This is a genomic window from Microbulbifer maximicatervae (SeqCode), assembly GCF_052467695.1.
Window position 1 is genome coordinate 2,959,565 of the sequence record NZ_CP174320.1, and the last position, 12,562, is coordinate 2,972,126.

Here is a 12,562-nt window from a genome sequence, read left to right on the forward strand (position 1 = left end):
CGATGAGTGTGAGTTCCTCCAGTCGAAGCACTTCCCGCAACCCCCTGCATATGCTGGTGCAGTCTTGGCGTGGCCTGACGCAGCGCTGGCTTAGTCGCCGGGCACCGAGGGCCCGTGCTATCACTTTGAATCACAGTCGTTTATTTATTCTGCCCACTCGCGCAGGCCTGGGTTTCTTGTTGGTGATTGCACTTTTATGGCTACTGGGCACCAATTATGAAAACAACCTGGTTTTCGCTCTGACATTTTTGTTGGTTAGCATTTTGGCGGTGCTGCCACTACACACCTTTGCCAATTTAAGTGGCGTGCACTTGCGCCTTCTGGATACCCGGGCAGCTTTTGCTGGTGATTTTGCCGAGGCGGAAATTAATGTCAGTTGTGAGGGCAAGCGGGAGCGGGAATGGCTCGAGCTGAGTTGGCCACCGGAGCAGGGCAGTCGCGTGGATTTGTGCGAGCAGAAAAGTGCGGATATTTGTATCTCTATGCCGGTAGTAAAACGTGGGCGAGTGCAGGCACCTCGGTTGAGGGTTGAAAGTCGTTTCCCTCTCGGGTTATTTCGCTGCTGGAGCCGCATTGACCTGGATGTTGAATTTTTGGTTTACCCCCGTCCAATTTCTGCGGGCCCTTTACCGCTAGGAGAGACTGTTGCCGAGGGGGAGTTCGGTGAGGTGAAGCGGGGTGGAGATGATTTTGCAGCGCTAAAACCCTATCAAGCGGGTGACTCGTTACGCCATGTAGCCTGGAAGCAATACGCGGCCGGACGCGATCTTTACAGCAAGGACTATGAGCGTAAAACTGACACGCGCTTGTGGCTCGACTGGGGTTTACTCGATGGTAGGGATATAGAGATGCGCCTGAGCAATCTCTGTGACTGGACCCTACAAGCGGAAAAGCAAGGCATTGCATATGGTTTGTGCCTGCCTGGCATTTCAATAGAGCCTTCGCTCGGTCCCGAGCATCAGCAGCAGGTCTTGCAGGCATTGGCCCTGTACCCCGGGCGAGGCCAGTGATGATTGCGAATAAGGATTTATTGCCCAGGGAAAGTTTGCTGTGGATTTTTGCTGCCCAGTTTGTCGCCCTTTTACCGCAATTCACATTGCTGCCACTGTGGGTGGCTTTTGCCTGGGCCTTTGCGGTTTATTGGCGCCTGGAAGTCTTTCGCGGGCGCAGGGATTTACCCGGCCGCGCTCTTAAACTGACAGTGATTCTGTTGACGGTGGCGGGACTGGCTCTGTCCTATCGGCGCTTGTTTGCTTTGGAGCCGATGATTGCACTCTTGGCGCTGTCATTCACCCTGAAAAATCTCGAACTGGTCAGCCGCAGGGATGCCTTTGTCAGTCTACTGCTGGCCTACTTCGTAGCCGCCACTCTGTTTGTGCAAGAGCAGACCATTCCCTATGCACTTTACGGTTTACTGAGTGTGTTGGTAATTACTGCAGCCCTGGCGGCGCAGCTGGGACACTTTAGTGCACGCCCGCGCCGGGCTCTGGGGTTATCCCTGCGGTTGGTGGCACAGGCCACGCCATTGATGGTGTTGTTGTTTTTGGTTATGCCGCGGCTGGGGCCCCTTTGGTCTGTGCCGCAGAATACCTCCGCAGGGCGTACCGGTGTCAGTGATTCTATGGCCCCGGGAGACTTTACTGAGCTTTCCAAGTCCAGCAAGCCGACCTTGCGAATCTCCTTTGATGGACCTGTCCCCCCGCCTGAGCAGCGCTACTGGAGGGGCTTGGTGTATTCGGAATTTGATGGACGTACCTGGCGCCAGGGCTATGGTGTTGACCCTCGAAATGGCGGGCGAGTGTATTGGAGAAGTGGCGAGCAGGTGCTCCCACAAGTGGGTCCTCGTTATCGATACCAGGTTATCCAGGAAGCGAGCCGCAGCCCCTGGCTATTCGCTATGGCAAAACCGGCTTCAGAGAGCGTGGGTGTGGGAGAGACAGCGGATGATCGCCTGGTAAAGCGGACCCCGGTTTTCAACCGCTTTTCTTACCAGGTAAGTTCCTGGCCGAGAGAAACCCTGTCGCTCAATGCTACTCTCAGCAATGCGGAGCGGCGCAGGAATTTGCAACTTCCCAGTTTCGGCAATAGCCGTACTCGTCAGTGGATGGCCTCCCTGCGGGACCAGGGGCTCAGTGCCGAGGCGGTTTCCTCCCAGCTGCTGTCGCACTTCCACAGTGCTTTCACTTATACCCTGAAGCCTCCAGCACTGGGCGGCGATACTATTGATGAGTTTCTTTTCGATAGCCAGCAGGGCTTCTGCGAGCACTTTGCTGGTAGTTATGTGTTTGCCATGCGCGCAGCGGGGATACCGGCGCGAGTAGTGGCTGGTTACCAGGGCGGTGAGTGGGTCAGTGGAGAAGAGTACTTATTGGTGCGAGAGTACGACGCCCATGCCTGGGCAGAAATTTGGCTCGACGGCCAAGGCTGGCAGCGTGTAGACCCTACAGCGGCAGTAGCTCCGGAGCGGGTGCGCGACGGTCTGGAGAGTGCGGCGGGTGAAGAGTTTATGCAGGACTCCCTATTTCCTTTACACCGTATCGGCATTCTCAGCCAGTTGCGCTTACAGTGGGATATGATCAACTACCGTTGGTATCAAACCGTAGTGAGCTTCGATGCCGATCGACAGCAGAATTTGTTACAGCGGCTATTTGGTGACCTGTCTCCAATGCGTATCGCCCTATTACTAGGGGCACCGATTCTTGTGCTTTTGTTGGGTATCAGTTTGTGGGCGGCCCGCTCCGCAGGAGGACCCAAGTTGGCGCCTGCAGAGAAGCTCTACCAGCGCTTTTGCCGGCGCATGGCCCGCAATGGGGTCCAGCGGCATTCCGGTGAGACTGCAGGATCCTATGCCCGCCGGATTGCCGAGGAAAAACCGGAGATGTCTGGTTATGCCGTAGCAGTGACAGAGGCTTTTGAGTCTGCCGCCTATGGTAGTGATGGCTCTGGGCTAAGAACACTTCGGAAGCTATCAAGCTGGTATTTCTGGTTGCGGCACTCGGCAAATATGACGCCGCACAAGCGTGAGTTGGCAGGTTATTAATCATTGAGTTATTTCGTATCTAGAATGCCAACCCAATTGCAAAGGTTTCTGTTGGGCTATAGCGGCACCTCCCTGGCAACCGGGTTGCAGGTGATATTACTGCCCTGGATTGCGCTGACGATCGTGGATCTTCCCGCCCTGCAATTGGGGTGGATTCAGGCATCAGTATTGCTGCCAAACCTGGTATTCCTGCTGTTTGGCGGTGCTTTGGCGGATAGGCGAGACCCGGCTCTGGTGTCGGCTCTGGCCTGTTTGGGCCTGGCGCTTTGTCATACCGCATTGTTGTTGTATTTCACCTTCCATGTCCTGAATTTATCCACCTTGATGGTTTACGGAATTTGCCTGGGGGTGTGCAGCGCTTTTTTACAGCCGGCACGGGACAACCTGGTGCAGCGCAGTGCCCGCAACCGCAAGGGGCAGGCCACTGAGCGAGGCGTGCAAAAAACCGTAACCTGGATGATGTTGGCGCAGTACGGCGGCCAGGCAGTGGGAATGTTGCTAGCGAGTCGATTTGACCAGTGGGGCTTGCAGCACTTGCTGGGTGTACAGATTGCCGTTGTGCTAGTGGCTTCATTATTGCTTTTCTCCTTGCGTCAGCCTCAAGAGCGTCAAAAGGCACCAGAGAAGCGACCCCATACCCTGATTCTGGATGGTCTCAGTCAGGCATGGAAACACCCGGTTTTGCGGGAGCTGACCGCATTGATGGCATTCAATGGCTTTGTGCATATCGGGGTTTTCCTGGTGGTCTTACCGCTGCTGGCGGAGGACTACGGTCGCGGTGCCGGTTACTACGCGACCCTGCAGCTGGCATTTATAGCGGGCACGGTGATCGCGACGGTGACCATGTTGAGACGGGGTCAGGGACAAGAGCCAGGGCGGGGAATTTTGATGTGCTTGCTTTACAGCGCTGCACTCTTGATTGCTATCAGCCTGGGGCCAACAAAGTTTGGCTTGATCCTGTTGTGTCTGTGTTGGGGGGCGGTTGCGGCAGCCTCCGCAGGGTTGGGGCGAGGCATTGTGCAATTGATGGCGCCGGCGGATTATCGCAGTCGCATTATCTCCATTTATCAATTTGCCCTATTTGGCTCTGCGGCGCTGGGAGCCCTGGCAGCGGGTGTTTTGAGCGAGGTCGCAGCGCCTCTGACGACACTATTGTGGGCGGGAATCCTGAGTTTATTGGCATTCGCACTGGTTGCCCTGAGTGGGGCTCTACGGCAGGTTAAAATTTCCGATAGCGAGGTTTAGGGAGCCTCTGAATAGCTCCGTGATACCTCTGGCATGCAGAGCGGTTCACAATCAAGGCGCGGCTTCGCAGGAATGTCTAGACCTTTCAAGAAGTCGCAACGCGGAGTGTGAATCGCTCTGCAAGCCCCGAAGGGCGGGCCTTGAAGGCCGCATCTGCTGCGTTGCAGCTCTTGCAAAGGGCTACGGCCATTCGCGGCGAGCTGCGCCTAACATCTGCACCCTTCAAGACCCGCAGAGGCATTACGGAGTTATTCAGGGGCTCCTTAGGAATCCCGTAACGACTAAATCCAGTTGAGCCACCATATATTTAACAGGGAACTGTGGTTATGGAGGTGGGGTTTGGTATCAGTAAAAAGTGCCAGATGGTCACAGAGAGTCACGACAAACAGCCATGCGCTGGACCTTGAAGCCGGTGTATTTAGCCTGGATGATCCAAAAGCGATAGCCAAATCCCTGAAGAGTGCAGCTGAGGCCAGTCAGCAGCGCAAATCAGAGCCTTTCCGTTCAGCCATGTCTATGCTCACTTTTTATATCAATCGTGCGGGTCACCATTTACCTGCACGCAGGCGCAGAATCCTGGAGGCCGCGAAAAATGAATTGCGTGAGCTTTATGGGCGCCCGCGCCGGCGTTGAGCCGACGCGGGGTAGAGGCGATGAAGTCTTCTAGGGGGCTAGGCAGGGCAGGCAGCGCACGTAGAGTCCGCGCGGGTCGCGGAAGCTCTGCAGTTCGCCGATTGGTGCCAAAACCGGTTGTAAGCTGTTTAACCAGGCGCCGAGTGGCAGGTTTGCCTCAAGGCTGGCGGCGATACGTGCATCCACATTATCGCTCAGGGCGCGCAGGAATCTTTCGCCGGGAGTCAGCTCGCGCTGGATCTCTATTACATCGTATTCTTCGATCTCAGCAAGCTGTGCGGCGTCGGCAATGGCGTCATTGAGATTGCCCAGATCGTCTACCAGCCCCAGGTTTTTAGCCGCGCGCCCGGTCCAGACCTGGCCCTGGGCAATTTTGTGCACTTCCTTGGGAGTGCTGCCACGGGACTCGGCCACAATTCTCAGGAACCTGGCGTAGGTATTATCCACTCCCTGTTGCAGGATACTGGCGGCTGCCTCGGGTAGGGCACGATCCAAGCGCATGCTGCCGGCCAGGTCTGAAGTGCCCACACCATCGGTATAAATACCCAGTGCCTCGAGGGAATCCTCGAAGGTCGGGAAGGCGCCAAATACGCCAATGGAGCCTGTCAGGGTTGCGGGAGAGGCCCAGATTCGATCGCCACCGGTAGCAATCCAGTAGCCACCAGATGCGGCCAGACTGCCCATGGAGATAACGACAGGGATATCGGCTTCGCGGGTGGCGAGTAACTCTTGTCGAATTGCTTCTGACGCGAAGGCGGAGCCGCCGCCACTGTCAATGCGCAGAACCAGTGCATCAACTTCTTTTTTGCGTGCCTGTGCGATTAGTTCTCCCAGGCTTTCGCTGCCGATCCTGCCGGCGGGGGCACGGCCATCGACAATAGAACCGCTTGCCGTGATTAAGGCAATCTTATTGGGTTCTTTCTTGGCGGCGACTTCGCTGAGTTTTTGGCTGCGCAAATAGGTGAGGGCATCGATGGCTTTATAACTGCGTTCATCGTTCTCATCTTCACCAATGGTTTTGCGTAGCTCTTGAACAGCCAAGTTGCGGTTGGCGAGTTGGTCGACCAGTTTATTGGCCAGAGCAGTACGTGCCCAGTCGCCCTCATGCTGCTGCAGTTTCTGGGGTAACTCGTCGATAAATAGATCGATGCTTTCAGTTGGCAGGTTGCGAAGGCCGGTCACCTGTTCGGTGTATTCACTCCAGAGTTCATGCAGCCAGCGCTGGTTATTCTCACGAGAAGCCGGAGACATGTCGTCGCGAGTATAGGGTTCGATAAAATCCTTGTAGTCGCCAACGCGGAACACGTGGAAATTGACTTTGAGCTTTTCAAGGGCGCTTTTATAGTAATTCCGATAGACGCCAAAGCCGGTGAGCATCACGGAACCCATTGGATTCAGGTACACCTTGTCGGCGTGGCTGGCGAGGAAATATTGCGCCTGGGTGTAGTTATCACCCACCGCATAAATGGGCTTGTCGGCAGCCTTGAAGCGCTGCAGGGCTGCGCCAATCTCGTCGAGCTTGCTGAGACTGCCGCCGACCATATTGTCGAGCTCCAGCACCAGTGCGGAAATGCGTTTGTCCTGTGCGGCTTTGTCGATAGAGTCGACAAGATCCTTAACCCTGATTTCCGCTGGCCCCTGGGAGCCACCGAAGAAAATCGGTAATCCGCTGGGCTGGCTGAGCTCATCTACCAGAAATCCACTCGGAGCCACTCGAAGGGCCGCGCCTTGTGGGACCACCAGCTGTTCGTCCTTGCCAAAAATTGCGATACCCAGGAATACCAGTATTAACAGGAATACCAGGTTGGTAAACACTCGCCTCAGCCAGGTAATTGAGCCGCCAATGGCACCAAAAAAGCTGCGGAACAGTCCTTTCTCATTGGATGAATCAGTCAAACCTCAAAACTCCTTAGTGCGCTGAGGGGCAAGCGTTGTCTATTTATCAGTTACAAAATCATTAGCAATGTGAGTAGTGCCGGTGGCTATTGCATGCGATGCCAGCGGCTGCTCATCATTGATGAAAAGAATAGGATAAGGCTAAGGACTACCAGTACGCCATCCTGCCAGCCGCGTGTAGGCATCATTACGTCGACAATACTGGCAGTGATATACAGCAAAAGAATAAAACAGAGCCACAGATAGCTACGATAGTGCTGCTTTAGTAACCCAGGTAGTACCAACAGCAGTGGTATGGTCTGCAAGCACCACAGGAACAATGAGCCGCCTTCGAGGAATAGATTCCAGACGACAAACAGCACTAGCATGCCGATATAACAAATCCAGTTAATTCGCAGCGCTATCTTGAGCTTGCGCTGTACAGAATCGTTCACACTTTATCCTCTAGTTGTCGCCGTTATGTGCATTATCCAGCGTCTGTGCCAGGCTGCCGACTCGCTTGCCCAGTGCCCGGCACAGGGTTACTTCGTCATCGGAAAGCGATGTGGCGTGTTCACCGGACCAGTGTGAGGCACCATAGGGTGTGCCGCCAGTGCGGGTGCGCATTAAGGCGGCTTCGGAGTATGGGATGCCGGCGATTAACATGCCGTGGTGCAGCAGGGGCAGCATCATGGATACCAGCGTAGTTTCCTGACCACCGTGAAGACTGCCAGTGGCGGTAAATACCGCAGCCGGCTTACCGGTAAGGCTGCCATCGAGCCAAATATCACTGGTTTGGTCAAGGAAATAGCGCAGCGGAGAGGCCATGTTGCCAAAGCGGGTGGGGCTGCCCATCAGTAAACCGGAGCAATTGCGCAGGTCCTCGATTGTACAGTAGGGGGCACCTTCGGAGGGTACCGGCGGCTCGCTGGCTTCAGTGTCTGGGGATACGCCGGGCACGGTGCGCAGGCGAGCGGTAATCCCGCTGGCCTCTACGCCGCGAGCCAGTTCGGTGGCCATGCGCGCCGTAGCACCGGTGCGGCTGTAGTAGAGGATCAGGACATAGCCTTCGTTGTCCCGATCCATCAGATCAGCCCCAGTACATTTTCAGGGGGCCGCCCTATCACTGCTTTGGCGCCTTTTATAACGATCGGGCGTTGGATCAAAATAGGGTTTTGAGCCATTGCGTCAATTAACTGGGATTCGGCCAGATCTTTGTCTTTCAGGTTTAACTGCTTGTAGGGCTCTTCACCAGTGCGCAACAACTGTCGTGCATCAATATCCAGTTTGTGCAGCAACTGCTGAATATCCTCGGCAGAAGGTGGAGTTTGTAGATAGAGAACCACCTCCGGTTCAATACCGTTATCTTGCAATAGCTGTAGGGTTTGGCGGGATTTTGAGCAGCGGGGGTTGTGGTAAATCGTCCACATTGTGGCGGCATCCTGTTACTGTTTGGCGTATTCTAACCGAAGAATGTTGCGGAGTTCTAAGGCGCTTCTGAATAATCCCCCCAACGTCCTGCGGGGTTTTCGGGAGCTCCTTGGCTATTTGGGGCAGTAATACTGCGGCCTGGGCGAGATGTCCAGGCATAGAGAGATCACAATGAGAAGCACCGTAAAGGATTGGGGAAACCACTGGCTGCGCTTTGCGACGTCACTGTGGAAACTGTTTGATGAAAAGGATTGTCGGCAACGCGCGGCTGCTCTCACTTACCTGACACTGTTTGGCATAGTTCCCCTAGTGACGGTGAGCTACGCCATGTTGTCACTGTTTCCCGACTTTGCCGGCTTGCAGAGTAGGTTACAGGATCAACTGTTCACCCACTTTTTACCTCAGAGTGGGCGCGAGATCCAAAAATATATCAGCAGTTTTTCCGAACAGGCACAGCGTTTGACTGGCGTTGGTATCGCGATGCTGATTATTACTGCGGGTTTGACCCTTCGCGGTATCGAGGGGACCTTTAATTCTATCTGGGACGTCCAAAAAGGCCGCAGCGGCGTTTCGAGTTTTCTTTTGTACTGGGCGATATTGAGTCTCGGTCCAATCCTATTAGGGGCGGGACTGGCGACAAGTACTTTTGTCTTTTCTCAAAAATTTTTCTTGGGTGGAGCTGATTCCTTTGAAGTAACTTCGTTGTTATTCAGGATTCTGCCGTTTGTTTTCAGCTCCATAGTTTTTACCCTACTGTTCATCGCTGTGCCCAATTGCTATGTCCCGTTGCGCCACGGAATAGAGGGGGGGATCATAATCTCGATTGTTTTCGAGGTTATGAAGTACTTATTCGGCTTGTTGGTAGCGCGGAGTTCGGTCCAGGCAATCTACGGGGCATTCGCTGTTGTTCCCCTGTTCCTGCTTTGGATTTATCTGATGTGGATACTGGTATTGGCCGGCTGTGTGTTGGTGCGCACACTATCGGTTTATCAAGCTGCGACCCAAGAGCGGGAGCATTCTGACCTGGTTGCCCTCCTTATTGTTCTCTGGCAGATGTATAAGAAATGCGCGAAGGGGAGGCCTCTGAAGGAGCGAGATATTTCCCGTATGGGAATCAAGTTTGTTCAGTGGCGAAGGTTGCGGAATATCCTTCAGGCTAATCGTATGGTGACCCAAACTGATCGCAATGATTATGTTTTGCTGAGGGACCTGAATACGGTGTCCCTGGTTGAATTGGCGGGTTGGCTGAGTTCGGATTGGATGCCCAGTGGAATTCCTGCGAGTCTGGATGGATTGCCCTGGTATGGAGAGGTGGAGCAACGCTTTGCCAATGCCAGAGAGTCAACCCGGGAGCAATTAGGTATTACTGTTGGGGAGTTGTTCCTGGAGGCCGAGCAAAAGGAAGCTGAAGATAAGCCCCTTGAGCTGGGCCACGACGGCGGGACTGATGATAAGCAAACAAACTCTGAAACCGGGGGAGAAAGAGGGCCTGATGAAAATAGTCAAAGTGAAGATGACAAGAGCAGCAGCGGTCACCTTTCTTTTGTTGGTATGCGGAATAAGCGCCTGCGCTAAAGACGATAAATCGCTTCTAGCCATTGATGGGGAAGAGTTGGATGTATCGGGTAAGGTTTTGCTGGTTAACTATTGGGCAGAGTGGTGTAAGCCCTGTCGAGAGGAGATCCCGGTCCTTAACCAACTGGACGACGGTAACAACAATGTCGTTGTTGTTGGGGTGAACTTCGACAATTTACCGATTGCGGAAATACAAAAACAGGCGGATAAGTTGGGTATTACTTTTCCCGTTCTAGTGGCCGAACCGCAAGGGCGCTGGGGGCAGGAGAAACCGGAGGTGCTGCCTTCTACGTTCATTATTGGTACCGATGGTCACTGGCATAAAACATTGGTTGGGCCGCAGGATAGAGAAGACTTTATTTCGGCTCTCAATTTATAGCGAGTACTAATGGAGTGCTGGTAAAGCCGGTGGGGTAACAGTGGATTATTAGAAGCTCCCAAACTTTATAAAACTATAACTAACACATCTATAGGCTTGTGACGGATCGCTGATAGCATGCCGCCACTTTCCCCTTTTGTTCCGGGTGGGACCCAGACCTTATGCATATCAGTTCATTTGCTTTCCTGCTTCTATTTATTGTTTTTATATACGGACTTTTTCGCTGGCAGCGAGGCCGTGACTCCCTCGCACCAGCAGTGCTGGCAGGCCTTATCCTTGGGGTTATCTTTGGAGGCACCCTGCAACTGTCTCGCGGATGGGGGGCTGCACCCGCAGAGGTGATACCTTGGGTAGAGATGATAGGGGACAGTTACGTAAATCTATTGTATTTACTCGTGATGCCCCTGGTGCTGACTTCCATATTAGTGGCGGTAGTTAAAGTCAGCCATACCCAGGCGCTGGGCAAAATCAGTATTTCAGTCCTGGGGGTGCTATTAGGAACAACGGCGGTGGCCGCTCTAATTGGCGTGGCTATGGCCGAGCTATTTGGTTTGTCGGCTGCGGGATTGGTTGAGGGTTCCAGGGAAGCTGCGCGAGTGGAAGTGCTGAATGAGCGAATTGGCAAGGTCACAGACCTTTCCATTCCTGAGATTATTACCTCTTTTGTGCCGCGCAATATTTTTCTGGACCTGACCGGGGCTCGCTCTACTTCTGTTATAGCGGTGGTTATATTCGCGGTGCTTTTAGGGTTGGCAGCCTTGGCGGTTCGCCGTGAATTTCCCGAAGAGGGCGCAGCGATTGAGCGCTTCGTTCATGTGGCTCAAGTCTGGGTTATGAAGCTGGTGCGACTAGTGATGGCTTTTACCCCTTACGGCGTGATGGCCCTGGTTACAGGCCTGATCGCTAAATCCAGTATGGGGGATATTCTTAACTTATTGAGTTTTGTGCTGGCCTCCTTTACAGCTATTGGTTTGATGTTCCTGGTGCACGGTCTGCTGCTACTTATTAATGGTATCAATCCGCTGCACTATTTCACCAAGGTATGGCCGGTGCTGGTTTTTGCCTTTAGCTCCCGCTCCAGTGCTGCAACTATTCCCCTGAATGTCGAGACTCAGGTGGACCAGCTGCGTACGTCTCCAGCAATTGCCAATTTCTCTGCATCTTTCGGTGCGACTATTGGGCAAAACGGCTGCGCCGGTATTTATCCGGCTATGCTGGCAGTGATGGTGGCAGTGCCGATGGGGATCAATGTATGGGACCCAGTATGGATTGCTACTTTAGTGGCGGTTGTAATGATCAGTTCTTTCGGTATAGCGGGCGTTGGTGGCGGGGCGACCTTTGCAGCCTTGGTGGTACTGCCGGCAATGGGGTTGCCAGTTACTATCGCGGCTCTGCTAATTTCTGTTGAACCTCTGATTGATATGGCGCGAACCGCGCTGAATGTTAACGGCGCTATGACCGCTGGCACCCTGACACAACGCTGGCTCGGCGATGAAGTGCCCGGCCCGGAAGTTGTAGAGGGTTGAACAGAGAGTGGTACTTTGTGCACCGATTATTTTTGTCTTCTGATTTCGCCGATTTTTCATAGGAGTCCTGTCAACCAGCTCTAGTGCCTGACGTTATAGTCAGTGCTGTTAACGCATTGAGTTTTTTGTTCACGGAACTGGAGCAACTTATGAATAAACTGATAGGACTGTCAGTACTGGCGCTTAGCCTTGGTTTTCCCCTCTCGCTGCAAGCTGAAAGCAGTGAGGATGATGGACATGATCGCGGCGACCGTATCGAAAATCGTCTCGACAGAAAGGGGGATCGTATTGAAGAGCGCCTCGACGATAAAGGTGATCGTATTAATGAGCGCCTGGACCAGCGGTCTGAGCAGGCTGCCGCTAATGGGAGAGACAAATTAGCGGCACATTTAGATAAAAAAGGTGATCGTATCGATAGGCGCCTGGATAACAAAGGTGAGAAAATAAACGAGCGCCTCGATAAAAAAGGCGAGCGAATAGATAATAGATACGATCGGAAGAACGAACGCGGCGAGCGGACAAAAAAGCACCATCGTAGATCCCGTGACAACAATAACGATTAGTGATTGTTGGTTGTAGCAGGCATTATCTAGTGGGTTGCGGCAAACTAAGGAGCCTCTGAATAATTCCGTGATATTTCTATAGTCTTGGAAGACTGCAGTCGCTAGGCGCAGCCTGCTGATAAAGGGCTTAGTCCTTTGCAAGAGCTATGCAGTAGCTGGGGCCTTCTAAGTCTGTCCTACGGGGATTTCAGAGTGGTTCATACTCTGTGCTGCGACTTCTCAAAAGGTTTAAACACTCCTGTGAAGCCGCGCCTAGACTGTGAGTTGCCCTGACAGCCAAAGAAATATCACGGAA

General features: G+C 53.5%; 12 protein-coding genes. 8 read left to right on the forward strand and 4 right to left on the reverse strand.

Going from position 1 to position 12,562, the window contains the following annotated elements; all coding sequences use genetic code 11:
- Window positions 1-2 precede the first annotated feature (2 nt).
- The 4 genes from ACJJI8_RS12975 (at window position 3) to ACJJI8_RS12990 (ending at window position 4,918) form a co-directional block, all read left to right on the forward strand.
- Window positions 3-1,010 (forward strand): DUF58 domain-containing protein, encoded by a 1,008-nt coding sequence (locus ACJJI8_RS12975; RefSeq protein ID WP_444932619.1) that lies wholly within the window; start codon window positions 3-5, stop codon window positions 1,008-1,010.
- On the forward strand, window positions 1,010-3,040 hold the full coding sequence (locus ACJJI8_RS12980; protein ID WP_444935168.1) for a transglutaminase TgpA family protein: 2,031 nt from the start codon (window positions 1,010-1,012) through the stop codon (window positions 3,038-3,040). The genes ACJJI8_RS12975 and ACJJI8_RS12980 overlap by 1 nt, the downstream gene beginning before the upstream one ends.
- Window positions 3,041-3,076: 36 nt before the next feature.
- Window positions 3,077-4,285 carry an MFS transporter gene (locus ACJJI8_RS12985; RefSeq protein WP_413664959.1) on the forward strand — a complete coding sequence of 403 codons (1,209 nt, stop codon included), beginning with the start codon at window positions 3,077-3,079 and terminating at the stop codon, window positions 4,283-4,285.
- A 339-nt stretch (window positions 4,286-4,624) separates the two neighbouring features.
- The gene (locus tag ACJJI8_RS12990) at window positions 4,625-4,918 is read left to right on the forward strand and encodes a DUF3175 domain-containing protein (protein WP_444932620.1); all 294 of its coding nucleotides are present in this window, start codon (window positions 4,625-4,627) and stop codon (window positions 4,916-4,918) included.
- Window positions 4,919-4,948: 30 nt separating this feature from the next.
- On the opposite strand, the gene sppA is transcribed toward ACJJI8_RS12990, so the two are convergent.
- The 4 genes from sppA to arsC form a co-directional block, all read right to left on the reverse strand.
- Window positions 4,949-6,814 (reverse strand): signal peptide peptidase SppA, encoded by a 1,866-nt coding sequence (gene sppA / locus ACJJI8_RS12995; protein WP_413664961.1) that lies wholly within the window; start codon window positions 6,812-6,814, stop codon window positions 4,949-4,951.
- Between the two features lie 86 nt (window positions 6,815-6,900).
- The gene (locus tag ACJJI8_RS13000; RefSeq protein ID WP_413664962.1) at window positions 6,901-7,248 is read right to left on the reverse strand and encodes a DUF2069 domain-containing protein; all 348 of its coding nucleotides are present in this window, start codon (window positions 7,246-7,248) and stop codon (window positions 6,901-6,903) included.
- Window positions 7,249-7,258: 10 nt separating this feature from the next.
- Window positions 7,259-7,879: an NAD(P)H:quinone oxidoreductase gene (wrbA, locus tag ACJJI8_RS13005; protein WP_444932621.1), complete on the reverse strand. Its 621-nt coding sequence runs from the start codon at window positions 7,877-7,879 to the stop codon at window positions 7,259-7,261.
- Window positions 7,879-8,223: an arsenate reductase (glutaredoxin) gene (gene arsC / locus ACJJI8_RS13010; RefSeq protein WP_444932622.1), complete on the reverse strand. Its 345-nt coding sequence runs from the start codon at window positions 8,221-8,223 to the stop codon at window positions 7,879-7,881. Before arsC ends, wrbA begins: the two co-directional genes overlap by 1 nt.
- Before the next feature lie 172 nt (window positions 8,224-8,395).
- On the opposite strand from arsC, the gene ACJJI8_RS13015 reads away from it, so the two are divergent.
- The 4 genes from ACJJI8_RS13015 (at window position 8,396) to ACJJI8_RS13030 (ending at window position 12,267) form a co-directional block, all read left to right on the forward strand.
- On the forward strand, window positions 8,396-9,799 hold the full coding sequence (locus ACJJI8_RS13015) for a YihY family inner membrane protein (protein WP_444932623.1): 1,404 nt from the start codon (window positions 8,396-8,398) through the stop codon (window positions 9,797-9,799).
- On the forward strand, window positions 9,717-10,178 hold the full coding sequence (locus tag ACJJI8_RS13020; RefSeq protein ID WP_444932624.1) for a TlpA family protein disulfide reductase: 462 nt from the start codon (window positions 9,717-9,719) through the stop codon (window positions 10,176-10,178). The genes ACJJI8_RS13015 and ACJJI8_RS13020 overlap by 83 nt, the downstream gene beginning before the upstream one ends.
- A 161-nt stretch (window positions 10,179-10,339) precedes the next feature.
- Window positions 10,340-11,704 (forward strand): L-cystine transporter, encoded by a 1,365-nt coding sequence (locus ACJJI8_RS13025; protein WP_413664966.1) that lies wholly within the window; start codon window positions 10,340-10,342, stop codon window positions 11,702-11,704.
- Window positions 11,705-11,853: 149 nt separating this feature from the next.
- Window positions 11,854-12,267: a hypothetical protein gene (locus tag ACJJI8_RS13030; RefSeq protein WP_413664967.1), complete on the forward strand. Its 414-nt coding sequence runs from the start codon at window positions 11,854-11,856 to the stop codon at window positions 12,265-12,267.
- The last annotated feature ends 295 nt before the right edge of the window (window positions 12,268-12,562 follow it).

Bases quoted from the DNA above. Each gene is read 5' to 3' on its own strand.
- ACJJI8_RS12975 (WP_444932619.1), top strand. From the start codon at position 3: ATGAGTGTGAGTTCCTCCAGTCGAAGCACTTCCCGCAACCCCCTGCAT.
- ACJJI8_RS12980 (WP_444935168.1), top strand. From the start codon at position 1,010: ATGATTGCGAATAAGGATTTATTGCCCAGGGAAAGTTTGCTGTGGATT.
- wrbA (WP_444932621.1), bottom strand. From the start codon at position 7,879: ATGGATCGGGACAACGAAGGCTATGTCCTGATCCTCTACTACAGCCGC.
- arsC (WP_444932622.1), bottom strand. From the start codon at position 8,223: ATGTGGACGATTTACCACAACCCCCGCTGCTCAAAATCCCGCCAAACC.
- ACJJI8_RS13015 (WP_444932623.1), top strand. From the start codon at position 8,396: ATGAGAAGCACCGTAAAGGATTGGGGAAACCACTGGCTGCGCTTTGCG.
- ACJJI8_RS13020 (WP_444932624.1), top strand. From the start codon at position 9,717: ATGAAAATAGTCAAAGTGAAGATGACAAGAGCAGCAGCGGTCACCTTT.
- ACJJI8_RS13025 (WP_413664966.1), top strand. From the start codon at position 10,340: ATGCATATCAGTTCATTTGCTTTCCTGCTTCTATTTATTGTTTTTATA.
- ACJJI8_RS13030 (WP_413664967.1), top strand. From the start codon at position 11,854: ATGAATAAACTGATAGGACTGTCAGTACTGGCGCTTAGCCTTGGTTTT.